At 74.2% G+C, this 17,355-nt stretch carries 18 protein-coding genes; 12 read left to right on the top strand and 6 right to left on the bottom strand.

Translation table 11 applies throughout. The features are described from left to right. The first annotated feature begins 65 nt into the window (after window positions 1–65). The 7 genes from VIU94_RS37915 (at window position 66) to VIU94_RS37885 (ending at window position 8,013) form a co-directional block, all read left to right on the top strand. Window positions 66–809 (top strand): hypothetical protein, encoded by a 744-nt coding sequence (locus tag VIU94_RS37915; RefSeq protein WP_331919005.1) that lies wholly within the window; start codon window positions 66–68, stop codon window positions 807–809. Then, window positions 806–2,074: a hypothetical protein gene (locus VIU94_RS37910; protein ID WP_331919003.1), complete on the top strand. Its 1,269-nt coding sequence runs from the start codon at window positions 806–808 to the stop codon at window positions 2,072–2,074. The genes VIU94_RS37915 and VIU94_RS37910 overlap by 4 nt, the downstream gene beginning before the upstream one ends. Window positions 2,075–2,093: 19 nt before the next feature. Beyond that, window positions 2,094–2,735: a TetR/AcrR family transcriptional regulator gene (locus tag VIU94_RS37905; RefSeq protein WP_331919001.1), complete on the top strand. Its 642-nt coding sequence runs from the start codon at window positions 2,094–2,096 to the stop codon at window positions 2,733–2,735. A 94-nt stretch (window positions 2,736–2,829) separates the two neighbouring features. After that, a complete protein-coding gene (locus VIU94_RS37900) occupies window positions 2,830–5,061 on the top strand; it encodes a molybdopterin oxidoreductase family protein (RefSeq protein ID WP_331918999.1) in 2,232 nt (743 codons plus the stop codon). A 133-nt stretch (window positions 5,062–5,194) separates the two neighbouring features. Beyond that, complete coding sequence (locus VIU94_RS37895) at window positions 5,195–6,619, top strand: CitMHS family transporter (protein ID WP_331918997.1); 1,425 nt, start codon at window positions 5,195–5,197, stop codon at window positions 6,617–6,619. Between the two features lie 142 nt (window positions 6,620–6,761). Further along, complete coding sequence (locus tag VIU94_RS37890) at window positions 6,762–7,424, top strand: hypothetical protein (protein WP_331918995.1); 663 nt, start codon at window positions 6,762–6,764, stop codon at window positions 7,422–7,424. Beyond that, complete coding sequence (locus VIU94_RS37885; protein WP_331918993.1) at window positions 7,411–8,013, top strand: sortase domain-containing protein; 603 nt, start codon at window positions 7,411–7,413, stop codon at window positions 8,011–8,013. Before VIU94_RS37890 ends, VIU94_RS37885 begins: the two co-directional genes overlap by 14 nt. Here VIU94_RS37885 and VIU94_RS37880 read toward each other — a convergent pair. Next, on the bottom strand, window positions 7,997–8,122 hold the full coding sequence (locus VIU94_RS37880) for a hypothetical protein (protein ID WP_331918991.1): 126 nt from the start codon (window positions 8,120–8,122) through the stop codon (window positions 7,997–7,999). The two genes, VIU94_RS37885 and VIU94_RS37880, sit on opposite strands and share 17 nt — an antisense overlap. Before the next feature lie 257 nt (window positions 8,123–8,379). On the opposite strand from VIU94_RS37880, the gene VIU94_RS37875 reads away from it, so the two are divergent. The 3 genes from VIU94_RS37875 to VIU94_RS37865 all read left to right on the top strand — a co-directional run bounded on the left by VIU94_RS37875 (window position 8,380) and on the right by VIU94_RS37865 (window position 11,469). Then, window positions 8,380–8,859: a DUF3574 domain-containing protein gene (locus tag VIU94_RS37875; RefSeq protein WP_331918989.1), complete on the top strand. Its 480-nt coding sequence runs from the start codon at window positions 8,380–8,382 to the stop codon at window positions 8,857–8,859. 94 nt (window positions 8,860–8,953) lie between these two features. Further along, on the top strand, window positions 8,954–10,345 hold the full coding sequence (locus VIU94_RS37870; RefSeq protein ID WP_331918987.1) for an aldehyde dehydrogenase family protein: 1,392 nt from the start codon (window positions 8,954–8,956) through the stop codon (window positions 10,343–10,345). A 29-nt stretch (window positions 10,346–10,374) separates the two neighbouring features. Continuing rightward, entirely contained in the window at window positions 10,375–11,469 is a 1,095-nt protein-coding gene (locus VIU94_RS37865) for a zinc-binding dehydrogenase (protein ID WP_331918985.1), read from the top strand. Here the strand turns inward: VIU94_RS37865 and VIU94_RS37860 are convergent. After that, on the bottom strand, window positions 11,457–12,170 hold the full coding sequence (locus VIU94_RS37860) for a DsbA family oxidoreductase (protein WP_331918983.1): 714 nt from the start codon (window positions 12,168–12,170) through the stop codon (window positions 11,457–11,459). The genes VIU94_RS37865 and VIU94_RS37860 overlap by 13 nt on opposite strands. A 35-nt stretch (window positions 12,171–12,205) precedes the next feature. Beyond that, window positions 12,206–13,144 carry a DMT family transporter gene (locus VIU94_RS37855; RefSeq protein ID WP_331918981.1) on the bottom strand — a complete coding sequence of 313 codons (939 nt, stop codon included), beginning with the start codon at window positions 13,142–13,144 and terminating at the stop codon, window positions 12,206–12,208. A gap of 135 nt (window positions 13,145–13,279) precedes the next feature. On the opposite strand from VIU94_RS37855, the gene VIU94_RS37850 reads away from it, so the two are divergent. Then, the gene (locus VIU94_RS37850) at window positions 13,280–13,894 is read left to right on the top strand and encodes a TetR/AcrR family transcriptional regulator (protein ID WP_331918979.1); all 615 of its coding nucleotides are present in this window, start codon (window positions 13,280–13,282) and stop codon (window positions 13,892–13,894) included. A gap of 7 nt (window positions 13,895–13,901) precedes the next feature. Here the strand turns inward: VIU94_RS37850 and VIU94_RS37845 are convergent, their stop codons facing one another. The 3 genes from VIU94_RS37845 to VIU94_RS37835 are packed head-to-tail and all read right to left on the bottom strand — an operon-like array spanning window position 13,902 to window position 16,579. Continuing rightward, on the bottom strand, window positions 13,902–14,597 hold the full coding sequence (locus tag VIU94_RS37845) for an ArsR/SmtB family transcription factor (protein ID WP_331918977.1): 696 nt from the start codon (window positions 14,595–14,597) through the stop codon (window positions 13,902–13,904). 18 nt (window positions 14,598–14,615) lie between these two features. Beyond that, window positions 14,616–15,935 (bottom strand): HEAT repeat domain-containing protein, encoded by a 1,320-nt coding sequence (locus tag VIU94_RS37840; RefSeq protein WP_331918975.1) that lies wholly within the window; start codon window positions 15,933–15,935, stop codon window positions 14,616–14,618. Next, on the bottom strand, window positions 15,914–16,579 hold the full coding sequence (locus VIU94_RS37835; RefSeq protein WP_331918973.1) for a TetR/AcrR family transcriptional regulator: 666 nt from the start codon (window positions 16,577–16,579) through the stop codon (window positions 15,914–15,916). Before VIU94_RS37835 ends, VIU94_RS37840 begins: the two co-directional genes overlap by 22 nt. An 85-nt stretch (window positions 16,580–16,664) precedes the next feature. Between VIU94_RS37835 and VIU94_RS37830 the strand changes: the two genes are divergently transcribed. Further along, window positions 16,665–17,355: acyl-CoA dehydrogenase family protein (locus tag VIU94_RS37830; protein WP_331918971.1), on the top strand; the 691-nt coding region annotated here is incomplete at its 3' end.

The following is a 17,355-nucleotide window of genomic DNA, read 5'->3' as shown; positions in this document are numbered from 1 at the left end:
TCGGCGGGTGGGCGCGTCGGAGTGGAGCCGCGGGCGTCGCCGTCGTCGGAGTCGCCCTCGTCGCCCTGCTCGCCGCCGGCTGCGGCGGGCGGGCCACCACCCACCACAAGCCGGGTACCAGCCACCAGGAGGCCGTCGGCGGCACCGGCACCCTGCTCCCGGCGCAGGACGGGACCGGGCGCCGGCTCCGCGAGGTCCCCGCCGCCGACGCGCCCGCCGTCCGGGCCGAGGCACGGCCCGACAGCGAGGGCGGCTGGAACCTCCGAGTCGACGTGACCCGCTTCCGGTTCACCCCCGAGAGTGCCGGCGGCGCGGCCGTCCCCGGCCGCGGGCACGCCCACCTCCTCGTCGACGGCAAGGAGACCGCCCGGCTCTACGGCCCCTGGGCGTACGTCCCGCCCGGCGCCCGCACCCTCACCGTCCGCCTGCACGCCGACGACCACACGGTCTGGGCGGTCGCCGGCCGCCCGGTCGAGGCGACCCTCGCCCTGGCCCCCGGCGCGGCGGCCCCCGCCCCGGCCACGTCCCCGGCCCAGCCCCCAGCCCCGGGCCGTACCCTCTCCCTCACCGTCACCGGTTCTACCGTCCAACCACCGCCGTCCCGCGTCGAGTTGAAGAAGGGCGACCGGATCACCCTTCGCGTCACCAGCGACCGCGCCGACACCCTCCACGTGCACGGCTACGACCGCGAACTCCCGCTCCCCGCGGGCAAGCCCGCCACCCTCACCCTCACCGCCGACCGCACCGGCCTCTTCGAGGTCGAGACCCACGAGTCGGGGCTGCTCCTGACCCAACTGGTGGTGCGGTGAGCGCACTCGCCCACGGCGTCGGCTCCCAGCACGACCTGCCGATCTCCCCCTTCTACGCCTACGCCGGCGCCTTCGCCGCCCTGTTCGTCTCCTTCCTGGCCCTCGGCCTGCTCTGGTCCGACTCCCGCTTCCGCGGCGACCGGTCCGGCCGCCCCCTGCCCGGCGCGCTCCAGCGCCTCGCCGACGCCCGCGCCACCCGCACCGCCCTGCGGGCGCTCGGCGCGGCCGGCCTGCTCGCCGTCCTCCTGAGCCTCCTTCTCGGCCCGGACGCCCCCGAGGACAACCCCGCCCCCGGCGCCGTCTACGTCCTCCTCTGGGTAGGCCTGGTCCCCGCCTCCCTCCTCCTCGGCCCGGTCGGCCGTCTGCTCAGTCCCCTGCGCGCCCTGCACTCCCTCCTCCCGCCGCGCCGCCGCCCGCCCCGCGTCCTCCCCGCGCGCCTGGGCATCCGGCCGGCCGCGGTCGGCCTGTTCGTCTTCGCCTGGCTCGAACTCGTCGCCCCCGACCCCTCGTCGACCACCGTCCTCCTCGTGTTCCTCGCCGCTCACACCGCCGTCCACTTCCTCGGTGCGGCGCGGTACGGCCCCGACTGGTTCGCCCGCGCCGATCCCTTCGAGGTCTACTCCGACCTCCTCTCCCGGCTCTCCCCGCTCGGCCGCCGCGCCGACGGCCGACTCGTCCTGCGCAACCCCCTGCACGGCCTCGACTCCACCCCGCCCGCCCCGGGTCTCGTCGCCACTGTCTGCGTCCTCCTCGGCTCCACCGCTTACGACGGCTTCTCCGACTCGCCGCGCTGGATCACCGCCGTCCAGACCTCACCCCTCGGCCGCACCCCCACGGCGACCCTCGGCCTCCTCGCCGCTGTCGCCCTCGTCGCCGCGCTCTACTGCCTGTGCGCCGGAGCCCTGCGCCTGATGAACCGCTCCCTCGCCCATCCCCTCACCGCCTTCGCCCACTCCCTCCTGCCGATCGCGCTCGGCTATCTCGTCGCGCACTACTTCTCGCTCTTCGTCACCGAAGGACCACGCACAGTCATCGTGGCACTCGGCACTGACAACGCCTCCGCCCCGGCCCCGCCACTGGCCCCCGGCGGCCTCGCCGCCCTTCAGGTCACCGCGATCGTCACCGGCCACGTCCTCGGCGTCGTCGCCGCGCACGACCGCGCCGTGCGGCTCTTCCCGCCCGCCCGGGCCGTCGCCGGCCAGCTCCCGCTGTTCGCGCTGATGATCGCGTACACCCTCGGCGGCATCGGCCTGCTCATCGCCTGACCCCGACCGGAACGGCATCATGGACCCCGTGCCCCAGCCGACCTCCCCCCGCCAACCTGCCCGGGACCCGCTGCGCCGCGCCCCCGTGCAGCAGCGCAGCGCCGAACGGCTCGCCCGGATCCTCGACGCCTGCGCCGAACTCCTCGACGAGACCGGCTACGAGCAGCTGAGCACCCGCGCCGTCGCCGTCCGCGCCGGCGTCCCGATCGGCTCCGTGTACCGGTTCTTCAGCAACAAGCGGGCGATGGCCGACGCGCTCGCCCACCGCAACCTGGACAGCTACGCCGAGCGGATCAGCGCCCGCCTCGCGGTCCGGCCGCGGACCGGCCCGTACGACGCGATCGACACCGTGCTCGACGAGTACATCGCGATGAAGCGCACCGTGCCCGGCTTCGGCCTGGTCGACTTCGGCGTCCCCGCCCCGGCCGAGGCCGGTGACGACGACCCCAACCGCCTGGTCGCGGACCGCCTGTGCGAGCTGCTCGCCGACCACCTCGGCCGGGCCTCCGACGCGACGCTGCGCCGCCAGGTCCTCGTCGGCGTCGAGGCCACGGACGCCCTGCTTCAACTCGCCTTCCGCACCGACCCGTCCGGCGATCCCGCCCTGATCGCCGAGACCCGCCGACTGCTGCATGTCTACCTCGGGCCGGTGCTCGACTGATTTCTCGGGCGGGCGGCGGTCGACCCCTCCCGGACGTGCGTACCGGTCGGTATGCTCGCGACGTCCGCACCCCAGGGAAACCCCGGGAGAGCCCATGCCCAGCACGCCCACCGCGCCCGCCCCGTCCGAGGCGTCCACCGCCCTGCGCATCTGCCCGCTCTGCGAAGCCACCTGCGGCCTGACCCTCACCCTGGACGGCGTCAAGGTCACCGGTGCGCGCGGCGACCGGGACGACGTCTTCAGCCAGGGGTTCATCTGCCCCAAGGGCGCCGCGTTCGGGGAGGTCGACGCCGACCCGGACCGGCTGCGCACCCCGCTGGTCCGCGTGGACGGGGCGCTGCGGGAGGCGACCTGGGACGAGGCGTTCGACGCCATTGCCGCCCGGATCCGGCCCCTGATCGAGGAGTACGGGCCCCAGGCCGTCGGCGTCGCCCTCGGCAACCCCAACGTCCACACCATGGCCGGCGCGCTCTACCCGCCGCTGCTCCTCGGCGCGCTGCGCACCCGCAACCTCTTCACCGCCTCCACGCTCGACCAGATGCCCAAGCACGTCTCCAGCGGCTTGCTGTTCGGCGACCCCCTCGCCATACCCGTGCCCGACCTGGACCGCACCGACCATCTGCTGATGCTCGGCGCCAACCCGCTCGACTCCAACGGCAGTCTGTGCACCGCCCCCGACTTCCCCGGCCGGCTCAGGGCGCTGCGCCGGCGCGGCGGCACCCTGACCGTCGTCGACCCGCGCCGTACCCGTACCGCCCGGCTCGCCGACCGGCACGTCGCCATCCGCCCCGGCGCCGACGCGCTCCTGCTGGCCGCGCTCGTGCACACCCTCTTCGCGGAGGACCTGACCGACCTCGGCCGGCTCGCCGAGCACGTCGAGGGCGTCGACGACGTCCGGGCGGCGGTACGGGACTTCACCCCGGAGGCCGTCGCCGCGGCCTGCGACCTGGACGCCGACACCATCCGCGCCGTCGCCCGCGAACTCGCCGCCGCGCCCACCGCCGCCGTCTACGGCCGCATGGGCAGCTCCACCGTCGCCCACGGCACCCTCGCCAACTGGCTCGTCGACGTGCTCAACGTCCTCACCGGCAACCTCGACCGCCCCGGCGGCGCGCTCTTCCCGCTCTCCGCCACCGCCCCCGCGCCGCGCCCCGCCGGCCCCGGCAAGGGCTTCGCGCTCGGCCGCTGGAGCAGCAGGGTCTCCGGCCACCCGGAGGCCAAAGGCGAACTCCCGATGGCCGCCCTCGCCGAGGAGATCGACACCCCGGGCGAGGGACGGATCCGCGCGCTCATCGCCATCGCGGCCAACCCGGTCCTGTCCGCACCCGACGGCGACCGCCTCGACCGGGCCCTCGGCTCGCTCGACCTCATGGTCAGCGTCGACCCGTACCTCAACGAGACCTCCCGGCACGCCGACGTCGTGCTGCCCCCGCCGCCGCCCTCCCAGAGCGCCCACTTCGACTTCGCCTTCAACGCCTTCGCCGTCCGCAACCAGGCCCGCTACTCCCCGCCCGCCGTCCCGCTGGAGGAGGGCCGGATGGACGAGTGCGAGATCCACGCCCGGCTCATCCTCGCGGTCTCGGGCATGCACGGAGCGCCGCCCGAGGCCGTCGACGAGCTCGCCGTCGAGCGCACCCTCGCCAAGGCCGTCGCGGACCCGCACTCTCCGCTCTTCGAGGCCGACCCGAAGACGCAGGCCCGGCTGCTGTGGGGGCGTACGGGGCCCGAGCGCCGCCTCGACCTGATGCTCCGGCTCGGCCCGTACGACCTGATCCTCGAAGACCTGAAGCAGGCCCCGCACGGCTACGACCTCGGGCCGCTGCGGCCCCGCCTCCCGCAGCTCCTCAAGACCCGCAGCGGACGCGTGGAGCTGCTGCCCGCGCCGATCGCCGCCGACCTGCCCCGGCTGCGCCGCGCACTGACGGAGCCGCCGGCCCCGCTGGTCCTGGTCGGCCGCCGCCATCTGCGCTCCAACAACAGCTGGCTGCACAACGTGCCCGCCCTCAACGGCGGCTCCAACCGGTGCACCCTCCAGGTGCACCCCGAGGACGCGACCCGGCTGGGCCTCGACGACGGGAAGCCCGCCCGGATCACCGGCGACGGCGGCTCCCTGGAGGTACCGGTCGAGGTGACCGAGGCGGTGCGTCAGGGAGTCGTGAGCCTGCCGCACGGCTGGGGCCACGACCGGCCCGGTACCCGTCTCGGGGTCGCGGAGGCCCGTCCCGGGGTCAACGTCAACCAGCTCCTCGACGGTTCCCGGCTCGACCCACTGTCCGGCACCGCCGTACTCAACGGCTTCCCGGTCGAGCTGACGCCCCTGACCTAGCACCCCTCGTGTGACCTGGGGTTTTGCTCTTATTGCTCACGCGTCAACGTCTTGTTAACGGCAGAAGAGGGCACCTACGGTCATCCGGACCGCCGCTCTGGCGGTGTTCAAGGGTGAACGTGAGGTGTCCTCCATGCTGACCGTCCTCGGATTCGGCATGATCGCGACCTTCTTGGTCCTGATCATGATGAAGAAGATGTCGCCGATCGCGGCGCTCGTCCTCATCCCCGCGCTCTTCTGCGTCTTCGTCGGACAGGGTGCACAGCTCGGTGACTTCGTCATCGAGGGCGTCGGCAAGCTCGCGCCCACCGCGGCCATGCTGATGTTCGCGATCATCTACTTCGGCGTGATGATCGACGTCGGGCTCTTCGACCCGATCGTGCGCGGCATCCTGCGTTTCTGCAAGGCCGACCCGGTGCGCGTGGTCGTCGGCACGGCGGTGCTCGCCGCCGTCGTCTCCCTGGACGGCGACGGCTCGACCACCTTCATGATCACGGTCTCGGCGATGTATCCGCTGTACAAGAGGCTCGGCATGAGCCTGGTCGTCATGACGGGTGTCGCCGCGACCGCCAACGGCGTGATGAACACGCTCCCGTGGGGCGGCCCGACCGCCCGCGCCGCCACTGCGCTCAAGCTGGACGCGGCCGACATCTTCGTCCCGATGATCCCGGCGCTCGGCGTCGGCCTGCTCTTCGTCTTCGCCCTCGCGTACGTGCTGGGCCGCCGTGAGCGCAAGCGGATCGGGTACCTCACGCTGGACGAGGCCCTGGTCACGGAGTCGGAGACGGAGACCGTGCTGGTCACGGCGGGCGGCGGCGCGTCCGGCGGTGACGTGGAGCGCGGCTCCGTGACCGGCGGCGGCCTTCCCGAGGCCCCCGCGGGCGACGGCGGGGACGGCTCGGACGGCTCCGACGGCTCCCCGGTCCTCGACCCGAAGCGTCCGACCCTGCGACCCAAGCTGTACTGGTTCAACGCCGGCCTCACCGTCGCCCTGCTCGCGGCGATGATCCTGGAGCTCATGCCGATCCCGGTGCTCTTCCTGATCGGCGCGGCCCTCGCGCTCACCGTCAACTTCCCGAAGGTCGCCGACCAGAAGGCGCGGATCGCCGCCCACGCGGACAACGTCCTGAACGTCTCCGGCATGGTGTTCGCCGCCGCCGTCTTCACCGGCGTCCTCACCGGCACCGGCATGGTCGAGCACATGGCCAACTGGCTCGTCGGCGCGATCCCCGAAGGCATGGGCCCGCACATGGCCCTGGTCACCGGCGTGCTGAGCCTGCCGCTCACGTACTTCATGTCGAACGACGGCTTCTACTTCGGCGTGCTGCCCGTCCTGGCCGAGGCCGGCGCCGCGCACGGCGTCTCGCCGCTGGAGATCGCCCGGGCGTCCCTGGTCGGCCAGGCGCTGCACATGTCGAGCCCGCTGGTCCCCGCCGTGTACGTGCTGGTCGGCATGGCCAAGGTCGAGTTCGGCGACCACACCCGCTTCACCGTGAAGTGGGCCGCGCTGACCTCGCTCGTGGTGCTCGCCGCGGGGATCCTCTTCGGCATCGTCTGACCCCGCCGGGGGCGGCCATCGGCCGAACGGGCGGACTACGGAGGGTGGCACGCGTTGCGGCCACCCTCCGTAGTTCTTTTGTGACGGATAGTCAGATCACCGGTTGATCCATCCGACGTCCCCACGGCTGGAGGAATTCCGCATGTCCGCCCGTCCCCTGTCCGTTCGTCCCCCGACAGTCCGCCCCCTGGCACTCGCTGCCGTCGCCGCGCTCGCGGCCGCCCCGGTCCCCGCCGTCGCGGCCCCCGGCCCCGCCCCCGGCGAGGGCGGCGACGTGCGGATCCATCAAGTCGGCACGCCCTTCGATGACGCGCGCACCGAACCTTCGGTCTGCGCGTTCTACCTCGTCGCCGCCGGGTTCGGCGTCCTCGACGCGGTCTCCTGGAAGATCGCCCCGCAGCCGCACGAAACCGACGGCCACAGCGTCGCCGGCCGAATCAGCCTGGCCGGCGGCAGCGGTCAGACCAGCCGGCTCGCCCTCCCCGACGGCGCCTACCGGCTCGGATGGGCCCGCGAGGGCGCCGAAGGCGTCGGTACGCACAAGGCGTTCACGGTCTCCTGCCCGGGCGCCGGCAGGGGCGGCGACGCGAAGAACGGCAACGCCGCGCCGCCGCACGCCCGAGCGGCGGCCGCGCCCGCCCCTGCGGGAGAGGTCCCCACGCGGCGCGTCACGGCCGCCGAAGACCTGGCCGACGAGGACAGCACCGTCTTCGGCATCGGGTCGGGCATCGCAGCACTGCTGGCCGGCGGCGCCGGCTTCGTCCTCGCCCACCGCACCCGCCACCGCGACGATGAGCCGGCCTAGCCCCCGGCCCGCGCACGGCCGCCGCCGCCTGATCCGGCTCGTCCGTACCGCCGCGTTCGGCTCCGTCCTGGTCGCCGGCGTCTGCTGGTGGTCCGTGGGCGAGGACTCCGACGGCGCCGCCGCACCGGCCGCCGCCGTCAATGCCGACCACAAACCCGGCGGGGCGGCCCCGGCCCCCCTCGGCCGCTCCACCGCCACGCTGCTCGCGCTCCCCGGGATCACCGTCGAGGCGTCGATCGTCCCCCTGCCCCGCGCCGCCACCGCGCCACCGGCCGACCCGGAGGCCGTCGGCTGGTACGCGAACGGCCCCAGCCCCGGCGAACCGGGCACCGCCGTCGTCGTGGGCCACGGCGGTCCCGGCGTCCTGCACGGCCTGGGCGCGCTGCAACGCGGCAACACGGTCCGCGTCAGCCGCGCCGACGGCCTGACAGCCGTCTTCACCATCGACGAGGTCCGCACCCACACCACCCCAGCCGTCCCCCACGAGGAACCCACCCGCACGGCCCCGCGCGTCCGGGTCATCGCACTCGACCCCGACCACGCCGTCGACGTCTACGGCCACCTGACGGAGGTCACGCGGAACGGGTGACCCGGCGGGCGTGCGCCACCGGCGCGGCCCGCCGGACGGCCGCGGCGGTGACCGCGACCGCGGCCCAGGCGGTGGCTCCGCGCCTGAGGGGTGAGCGGGGCAGGTGCATGTCGGTGGCTCCTCCATCGCTGGCACGGGGGAAGCCGGCGCCCCGCCGCCGGTGCCGGGCGGGACGGTGTCCGGACGGCGGGGCGGGCTCGGTCGCGGACGCCAGGACCCGGCCGTTACTGGGGAATTACCGGCCATGGAGCGGCGGGGCTGTCCCGGCCCAAGCCCCGGGCCTGACAGAGTGTGTGACGCTCCGTCACCGCACGGACACCGACGCCGTCACCGACACCGTCCCCGCACCTCGACAAGGAACCCCGCATGACTCGCGCTCTCCCCTCCTCCCGCACCCGTCTCGCCCTCGCCGTCGCGGGCGGCCTCCTGCTGCTCGGCGCACCCACCGCGTACGCCACGCTCGGCGAGGAGCCGACCGCCCCCGGCGGCGCGGTGACCACCGCCGCGGTCCGCGGCAAGGCCTTCCGGGAGACCCGGCTGCTGTTCGGCACCGAGCGCCCCGACGGCGGCCCGGCCGTCACCGACCAGCAGTTCATGGCCTTCATCGACAAGGAGGTGACGCCGCGCTTCCCGGACGGCCTGACGGTGCAGGACGGCCGTGGACAGTGGCGGGACCGGAACGGCGCCATCGAACGGGAGCGCAGCTACGAGCTGATCCTGCTGTACCCGCAGACGGAGACCGGCGTCCGCGATCCGCTGATCGAGCTGATCAGGGAGGCGTACGAGAAGGCCTTCGCGCAGGAGTCGGTGGGCCGGCTCGACGGGCCGGTCCGGGCCGACTTCTGAGACCGGGGGCACGTCCGGGGGCTCTGGCGCCGGCCAAACTATCAGCGCTAGTTTGGGTGCCTGGCAGGTGCCCGGCGAAGAAGGAGACCAGCGGATGAAGGCCCACGACGCCCTGTACATCGGCGGAGCATGGCGTCCCGCCGTCTCCGCCGAGACGATCGCCGTGCTGAACCCCGCCGACGAGCAGCTCATCGGGCATGTCCCGGCCGGCGCGGCCGAGGACGTCGACGCCGCCGTGCGCGCGGCCCGCGCCGCGCTGCCCGGCTGGGCGGCTGCCCCGCCCGCCGAGCGGGCCGCGTTCCTCGGCGCGCTCCGCGACGGTCTGCGGGAGCGCGCCGGGGAGATCGCCGCCACGGTCACCGCCGAGCTCGGCGCCCCGGCGAAGCTCGCCTCCGCCGTGCACACCGAACTGCCGATCGCCGTCGCCGCCTCGTACGCCGAGCTGGCCGCCTCGTACCCCTTCGAGGAGAAGGTCGGCAACTCGGTCGTGTACGCCGAGCCGGTCGGTGTGGTCGGCGCGATCACGCCCTGGAACTACCCGCTCCACCAGATCGTCGCCAAGGTCGCCCCGGCGCTCGCCGCCGGCTGCACCATCGTCGTCAAGCCGGCCGAGGACACCCCGCTGACCGCCCAGCTGTTCGCCGAGGTCGTCGACGCGGCCGGGCTCCCGGCCGGGGTCTTCAACCTGGTCACCGGCCTCGGCCCGGTCGCCGGCCAGGCGCTCGCCGAGCACCCCGACGTCGACCTGGTCTCCTTCACCGGCTCGACCGCCGTCGGCCGGCGGATCGGCGCGCTGGCTGGCGGCGCGGTCAAGCGGGTCGCCCTCGAACTCGGCGGCAAGTCCGCCAACGTGATCCTGCCGAGCGCCGACCTGGCCAAGGCCGTCTCGGTCGGCATCGCCAACGTGATGTCCAATTCCGGCCAGACGTGCAGCGCCTGGACCCGGATGCTGGTCCCGGCCGAGCGGTACGACGAGGCGGTGGCGCTGGCCGCCGACGCGGTCGCCAAGTACGTTCCGGGCGAGCGCATCGGCCCGCTGGTCAGCGCCCGGCAGCTGGCGCGGGTGCGCGGCTACATCGAGCGGGGCGTCGAGGAGGGCGCACGGCTCGTCGCGGGCGGCCCCGAGGCCCCGCTGGAGACCGGGTACTACGTCGCCCCGACGGTCTTCGCCGACGTCACGCCGGAGATGACCATCGCGCAGGAGGAGATCTTCGGCCCGGTCGTCTCGATCCTGCGGTACGAGGACGAGTCGGACGCCCTCGCCCTGGCCAACGGCACCGTGTACGGGCTCGGCGGCGCCGTGTGGGGCGAGCCGGAGGAGGCCGTCGCCTTCGCCCGGCGCATGGACACCGGCCAGGTCGACATCAACGGCGGCCGTTTCAACCCGCTGGCGCCGTTCGGCGGTTACAAGCAGTCCGGCGTGGGCCGCGAGCTCGGCGCGCACGGCCTGACGGAGTACCTGCAGACCAAGTCCCTGCAGTTCTGACTGTCCTGAGAGCCGAAGGAGCCAACCGCGTGATCCGCGCCGCCGTCCTGCCCGCCGTGGGTGCTCCGCTGGAGATCCTCGCCGTCGACCTGCCCGAGCCCGGCCCCGGTCAGGTGCGGGTCCGCCTGGCCGCCGCCGGGGTCTGCCACTCCGACCTGTCCCTGTCCAACGGCCGCCTGCGGGTGCCCGTCCCGGCCGTCCTCGGCCACGAGGGGGCCGGCACGGTCGTGTCGGTCGGCGCGGGCGTCACGCACGTCGCGCCCGGCGACGGCGTCGTCCTCAACTGGGCGCCGTCCTGCGGCTCCTGCCACCACTGCTCGATCGGCGAGGTGTGGCTGTGCGCCGACGCGCTGACCGGCGCGGGGAACGTGTACGCCGTGGCCGGGGACGGCACCGAACTGCACCCCGGCCTGAACGTGGCCGCCTTCGCCGAGGAGACCGTGGTCGCCGCCAACTGCGTGCTGCCCGTGCCGGACGGCGTCCCGCTCGAGGACGCCGCCCTGCTCGGCTGCGCCGTCCTCACCGGCTGGGGCGCGGTGCACCACTCCGCCCGGGTGCGGGCGGGCGAGTCGGTGGTGGTCTTCGGCGTCGGCGGCGTCGGGCTCGCCACCCTGCAGGCCGCCCGGATCGCGGGCGCGGGCCCGATCGTCGCGGTCGACGTCTCGCCGGAGAAGGAGGCCCTGGCGACGGCGGCCGGGGCGACCGCGTACGTGGTGGCGTCCGAGACGACCGCCAAGGACGTCCGGCGGCTGACCGGCGGCCGGGGCGCGGACGTGGCCGTCGAGTGCGTCGGCCGCGCCGCCACGATCCGTACCGCCTGGGACTCCACCCGGCGCGGCGGCCGCACCACGGTCGTCGGCATCGGCGGCAAGGACCAGCAAGTCACCTTCAACGCCCTGGAGTTGTTCCACTGGGGCCGTACCCTCTCCGGCTGCGTGTACGGGAACTCCGACCCCGCGCGCGACCTGCCGGTCCTCGCCGAGCACATCCGGGCCGGCCGCCTCGACCTGAGCGCCCTGATCACCGAGCGCATCACCCTGGACGGCATCCCGGGCGCGTTCGACAACATGCTCGCCGGCAAGGGCGGCCGGGCGCTGGTCGTCTTCCCCCGTCAGACCTCCTGAGCGCCGGCGGCCCGCAGCAGGATGTCCTCGTACACCTTCGGGTCGTCGCCCTCGATCACCGGCCAGCCGACGCCGTAAGCGCCCTGCCAGCCCACCTCGATGCCCGGGTTGGCGTGGTCCGTGCCGTCCGGCAGGAACAGGTGGGGACTGCAGGTGATCGCGTCGGTGGCGGACAGACGCGCGTGGTCCGCCAGATCGGCGCGGGCCCGCCCGTCGTCCAGCGCCGCGGTGAGCGTCGCGACGTCCACCGCGCCGGTGGCGGCGGCGACGTCGAGGATCACCTTGCGGTTGCTGATGCACCGGGACTCGGCCCAGAAGGCGCGGCGCAGGCCGAGGTCGAGCTGTTCCGACGCGTGCAGGCTCTGCTCCTTGGCGGCGAGCACCGCCTCCAGGGCGGGCAGCGTGGTCGACGGGTAGAGCCAGTCCTTCGCCTGCCACAACTGCCAGCCCGCGTCGGGCTCCAGGCTCGCCATCCGGGCCACCTCGCTGTCCGTGCCGGGCCGCGGGCTCGGGGCGTCGTTCAGCAGCTCCAAGGGGAAGGCGCGCAGGTCCAAGCGGACCCGGTCCTCCAGGCCGAGCCGGGCGCGGGTGGTGTGCAGCCGGTGCACGGCGATGTGCGCGAAGGAGCACCAGATGTCGGAGTAGACGGTGAGCACTCCGGTGGGCGGGGTGGGCGAGGTGGGGGCGGTGGTACGGGACATGAGTCGCTCCTGAAGGTGAGTGTGTGCGGTGGGATTCAGGCCAGCTGGATGGCGAGCGAGCCGGCGAGCAGCAGTCCGAGGCCGGTCGCACGCGGCCCGGTGAGCGCCCGTCGGGGCAGCCGGAACAGGCCGCCGTGGTCGATGAGCGCGGACGTGAGCTGCTGGCCGGTCACGGTGAGCGCGACGGTGACGGCCGCGCCGATGGCCGGGATCAGCAGAAACGTGCCGGTGACGTAGGCGGCGGCGCAGGCCCCGCCGAGCCATCCCCACCAGGGCATCTGCCGCAGCGGCGCGACCTGCGGCTTCGGCGTGCGCCGGGTCGCGTACAGCACGAGCAGGACCACGGCGATGGCGAAGGTGGCCACCGCGAAGCTGACCACGGCCACGGCCAGCGGCTCCTCCAGCCGCGCGCGCAGCCGGGCGTTGACGGCTCCCTGTACCGGGAGCACCGCGCCCGCGAGCACGCCGAGCGCGGGCCAGCCGAGCCGGCCGGCGCGGGAGATCGCGGGGCCGCCGGCCGGTCCGGCGGCCCGCTGGGCTCGGATGATCACGACGATCCCGGCGAGCACGCCGACGGCTCCGAGGACGACGCCGGCGCTCGGGGCCCGGCGTTCCAGGCCCAGCAGGCCGAAGAGGTCGAGCGCGAGCGAGGCGAACATCTGGCCGGTGACGAAGAGGCCGACGGCCGCGAGGGCGCCGAGTCTGGGGAAGAGCAGGATGCCGCTGGTGATGTAGAGCGGGCTGGCGAGCCCGCCCAGCAGCATCCAGCCCTCGACGTCGGGCAGCCGGCCGAGCGCGCCGAGCGCGCCGGCGGCGAGCGCGAGGACGGTGAGCAGCCCGGTCGCCACGCCGAGTTGGAGGGTCGAGGCCCCGTACGGGGTGCCCACGGCCGAGTTGAGCTGGAGGTTCGCCGAGGCCTGGACGGCAAGAAGGCAGCCGACCAACAGGGCCGCGGCGAGAAGCGCGGTGTGCATCTGAGTCTCCCCGGGCGTGGGCAGGCGGAGCCCCCGCCGACAGATAAGTGGACGCTGTGTCCACTTAGAGTGCCACGATCCCGGCAACCGGACAAGGTGTCCACTTAGCTGGGGCGGGGAAGTAAGGTCGGGGCCATGACTGAGAAGGCCGGGGCCATGGGTGAGGACGAACCGCGCGGCCGGGCGGCCGCGCCGCGCCGACGTGCGGACGCGGTGCGCAATCGCGAGCAGATCCTGGCCGCCGCCGAGCGGCTCTTCGCCGAACGGGACCCCGGCACGGTCACCATGGACGCCGTCGCGAAGGCGGCCGGCGTGGGCCGGGCCACGCTCTACCGCAGCTTCCCCGACCCGTCCTCGATCGCGGTGGCGCTGCTCGACGAGCACGACCGCCGACTCCAGCAGCAACTCGTCTACGGACCGCCTCCGTTGGGCCCGGGCGCGCCGCCCGCCGAGCGCCTCGCCGCCTTCTACCTGGCGATGCTCGACCTGCTGCGGCATCACCTGCCGCTGGCGCTCGGGGCGGAGACCGGACAGGCCCGGTTCGAGACCGGCGCGTACGGCTTCTGGCGCGTGCACGTCCGCACGCTGCTCGTCGACGCCGGTGCGGCAGATTCGGACGCGCTGATCGACATCGTGCTGGCCCCTCTGGCCCCCGAGCTCTACCGCTTCCAGCGCTTCGAGCGCGGGCTCTCGCACGAGCGGATCGCGGAGTCCCTCACCCGGCTCGCGCGGAGCCTGCTCACGGTGTGACGGGACGTCAGTGCAGCGCGGGGGCCTCGATCCCCAGCGTCTCGTGCAGCGCCCGCTCGCCCTCCGCGGTGACCTTCACCGCCCGCTCGGAGCCGATCCGTACGCACCACCCGGCGTCCAGCGCGTGCGCGCACAGCGCCGCGCCCGCGGTCCCCGCCAGGTGCGGCCTGCGCTCGGTCCAGTCGAGGCAGCCGCGAGCCATCGGCCGCCGCCCCTTGGCGACCAGCCCGATCCCGAGCCCCCCGAACCAGGCCACGCCCCGGTCGGTGAGCGCGAACCCGGTGTCCTGGCGCAGCAGTCCGCCTTCCGTCATCGCGTCGGTGATCGCGATGCCGAGGCGTCCGGCGAGATGGTCGTAGCAGGTACGCCCCCGGGCCAGCGCCCGCCCCGCGCTCGCGGCCCGCAGTCCGCTCGGCGGCTCCGGCACGGCGGGCGCGGCGAGCGCGGCCAGGTCCTCGACGAGATGCGCGATCCCGGGGTCGGCGAGCCGGACGTATCGGTGCCGCCCCTGCCGCTCCTCGGCCAGCACCCCGCCCGCGACGAGCCTGCCCAGGTGCTCGCTGGCTGTCGAGGCTGCGACGCCGGCGTGCCGGGCCAGCTCACCGGCGGTCCAGGCCCGCCCGTCGAGCAGGGCGAGACAGATCGCGGCGCGGGTCTCGTCGGCGAAGAGGGACGCGAGGGCGGCAAGGTCGCGGGAGGCCATGGCCCCAGGATGCCGCAGTTACCGTTCGGCGGCGGCCGAACCGTTCTCGCGCTTCCACTGCCAGTCCCGCAGCCCGTTCCAGCGGTGGTCCGGCCCCCATCCGGGTTCTTGCGGTCCGACGCGCTCGATCGCCGCGAGCGTGCGCGGGTCGTCGCGCCGGGACAGGCCGTACGCGGCGATCACCCGCACGAGCTGGGTCTCCTCGTCGAGCAGCGCGACCAGGGCGTCCGCGACGGCCGGATCACGGTCGTCGCCCTCGGCCAGAACCTCCGCGGCCACCCCTCGCACGTCCGCGTCGGGGTCGCGGGCCAGCGCGAGCAGCGCCTGCCCGACCTCGGGCGAGCCGTCGTGGAACGAGCCCAGAGCCCGGCACGCGGCAGCGCGCACCTCGGTCTCCTCGTCCCCGGCGAGGGTCAGCAGCGCTCCCCGGGTCCGCGGGCCGAGGGGGCTCTCGTGCAGGCAGTCGGCAACCGCGCGGCGGACCGCGGGGTGCGGGTGGTCGACGTACCGCAGTCCGACGGCCGCTTGGGCCGGGTGGTCGTACTCGCCCGCCCATGCTTCGAGCACATCGGCGAGGACCGAGGCGTCCGTCTCCTCCGTCGCCCAGGCCGCGAGGAGTTCGTTCGTCTCCTTCTCGTAGGAGTTCATGCCGCTGCCCTGGAACAGGCTGTAGCAGCGCAGGACGTCCACGGCGAACCTCCGGTGGTCCGCGTCGGGATGACGCCGCAGCGCCGCGACCGCGGACCAGGTCTCCTTGCTGCGCCGCTGGGTGAGCACCCACTGTGCCGCCCACCAGTCCACGTGCTCCCAGTCCGGGTGCACCACGGCCCGCGCCGCCAACTCGTCCACGGGGGTGAGGATGCGGAACGCCCACTCCAGCTCGGTCAGGATCGCCCCGTGCCCGGCTCGTACCGTGCGTCCGTCCAGCGTGAGTTCGTCGACCTGCCTGTAGTCGCCGTCCGGAATCCTCACCCGCTCGCCGGATGCCGCCAGGCATCTCTCGTACCGGCTCCGGGCGGCGGCCAGACAGCGCTCCCGCTCGGGCTCCGAGAGCCGCAGCCGCGGTTCCTTGCCCAGCACCGACCCGAAGACCGCCGGCGATCCGCTCTCGATCGCCCGCAGCAGCGGGGTCGTCCCGTCCGGCAGCGGCCGATCCGGGTCCGCGCCGCCTTGCACCAGTGCTTCCGCGAGCTCCGCGTCGTACGCCGCGATCGCCGCGCACAGCACCGGAAGGCCGTCCTCCGCCACTGTGTCAGGGTCGGCGCCCGCCTCGATCAGCCGCTCGATCGCCGTCGCGTCGCCGCCCCGTACGGCCGCTATGAACTCCGCCCCGCCCACTGCCCCCGTGCCCCCGTCTCGTACTGCAGCGCCAGCCCGTCGAGCAGCGCCCGCAATCCGGTCTCGAACGCCCCCTCGTCGACCTTCTCCCTGCGCTCCGACAGCAGGTGCGCCTGGCCGAGGTGAGGATAGTCGGCGGGGTCGTACGCGGTCTCGTCGTTCACGAAGCCCTGCGCGAAGGACCCGAGCGCCGAGCCGGTGATGAAGTACCGCATCAGCGCGCCGATGTACGTGGCCTGGGCGGGCGGCCAGCCGGCCCGGACCATCGCGCCGAACACCGCGTCGGCGACCTTGAGGCCGGCCGGGCGGCGGCCCGGGCCCTGGGCGAGCAGCGGCACCACGTGGGGGTGGTCGGCGAGCGCGGCCCGGTAGGAGACGGCCCAGTCGTGCAGGGCGCTTCGCCAGTCCCGGCCGTCGGCCGCGTCGAACATCGACAGGTCGATCTTCGCGCTGACCGCGTCGGCGACCGCGTCGAGGATCTCGTCCTTGGTGCGGAAGTGGTTGTACAGGGAGGGGCCGCTGACGCCCAGTTCGGCCGCGAGCCGCCGGGTGGAGAGGGCCGCCAGGCCGTCGGCGTCCACGAGCGCGCCGGCCGTCTCGACGATCCGGTCTCGGCTGAGGAGGGGCTTGCGCGGTCGGGCCATGGCGCACATAGTAGGCGGGCAGCTTAAAACTAGCAGTGATAATTAAATGCGGCGGGAAACGCCGCGGGTGACCGAGGGGCGTCGCATGAACCTGGAGCTGAGCGAGGAGCAGGAAGCCGCACGGCGGCTCGCCGCGGACTTCGTCGCGCGCGAGGTCGCCCCGTACGCGACCGCCTGGGACCGGGCCGAGGAGGTGGACCGGGGGATCGTGAAGAAGCTCGGCGCGGTCGGCTTCCTCGGCCTGACGATCCCCGAGGAGTACGGCGGCTCCGGCGGCGACCACCTGACGTACTGTCTGGTCACCGAGGAGCTGGGGCGCGGCGACTCCTCCGTCCGCGGCATCGTCTCCGTCTCGCTCGGCCTGGTCGCCAAGACCATCGCCTCCTGGGGGAACGAGGAGCAGAAGCGGGCCTGGCTGCCCCGGCTCGCCGCGGGTGACGCGGTGGGCTGCTTCGGCCTGACCGAGCCGGGCACCGGGTCGGACGCCGGCAACCTCGCCACCCGCGCGGTCCGCGACGGCGACGCCTATGTGATCAACGGCTCGAAGATGTTCATCACCAACGGCACCTGGGCCGACCTGGCGCTCGTCTTCGCCCGCACCGGCGAGCCGGGGCCGCGTGGCGTAACCGCGTTTCTCGTCCCGACGGACACCGAGGGCTTCACGCACCGGGAGATCAAGGGCAAGCTCGGCCTGCGCGGCCAGTCGACCGGCGAGCTGGTCCTGGACGGGGTGCGGGTCGGTGACGACGCCGTGCTCGGCGAGCTGGGGCAGGGGT

Origin of the sequence: Streptomyces sp. (assembly GCF_036566765.1) — a bacterium.
In the GTDB taxonomy this organism is placed as follows: domain Bacteria; phylum Actinomycetota; class Actinomycetes; order Streptomycetales; family Streptomycetaceae; genus Streptomyces.
The sequence above is the reverse complement of the archived record's forward strand: the minus strand, read 5'-3'. Positions and strand labels throughout refer to the sequence as shown.

Bases quoted from the DNA above. Each gene is read 5' to 3' on its own strand.
- VIU94_RS37845 (WP_331918977.1), bottom strand. From the start codon at position 14,597: ATGGCCTCCCGCGACCTTGCCGCCCTCGCGTCCCTCTTCGCCGACGAG.
- VIU94_RS37850 (WP_331918979.1), top strand. From the start codon at position 13,280: ATGACTGAGAAGGCCGGGGCCATGGGTGAGGACGAACCGCGCGGCCGG.
- VIU94_RS37870 (WP_331918987.1), top strand. From the start codon at position 8,954: ATGAAGGCCCACGACGCCCTGTACATCGGCGGAGCATGGCGTCCCGCC.
- VIU94_RS37860 (WP_331918983.1), bottom strand. From the start codon at position 12,170: ATGTCCCGTACCACCGCCCCCACCTCGCCCACCCCGCCCACCGGAGTG.
- VIU94_RS37900 (WP_331918999.1), top strand. From the start codon at position 2,830: ATGCCCAGCACGCCCACCGCGCCCGCCCCGTCCGAGGCGTCCACCGCC.
- VIU94_RS37875 (WP_331918989.1), top strand. From the start codon at position 8,380: ATGACTCGCGCTCTCCCCTCCTCCCGCACCCGTCTCGCCCTCGCCGTC.
- VIU94_RS37880 (WP_331918991.1), bottom strand. From the start codon at position 8,122: ATGCACCTGCCCCGCTCACCCCTCAGGCGCGGAGCCACCGCCTGGGCC.
- VIU94_RS37890 (WP_331918995.1), top strand. From the start codon at position 6,762: ATGTCCGCCCGTCCCCTGTCCGTTCGTCCCCCGACAGTCCGCCCCCTG.
- VIU94_RS37855 (WP_331918981.1), bottom strand. From the start codon at position 13,144: ATGCACACCGCGCTTCTCGCCGCGGCCCTGTTGGTCGGCTGCCTTCTT.
- VIU94_RS37885 (WP_331918993.1), top strand. From the start codon at position 7,411: ATGAGCCGGCCTAGCCCCCGGCCCGCGCACGGCCGCCGCCGCCTGATC.
- VIU94_RS37835 (WP_331918973.1), bottom strand. From the start codon at position 16,579: ATGGCCCGACCGCGCAAGCCCCTCCTCAGCCGAGACCGGATCGTCGAG.
- VIU94_RS37895 (WP_331918997.1), top strand. From the start codon at position 5,195: ATGCTGACCGTCCTCGGATTCGGCATGATCGCGACCTTCTTGGTCCTG.
- VIU94_RS37905 (WP_331919001.1), top strand. From the start codon at position 2,094: ATGGACCCCGTGCCCCAGCCGACCTCCCCCCGCCAACCTGCCCGGGAC.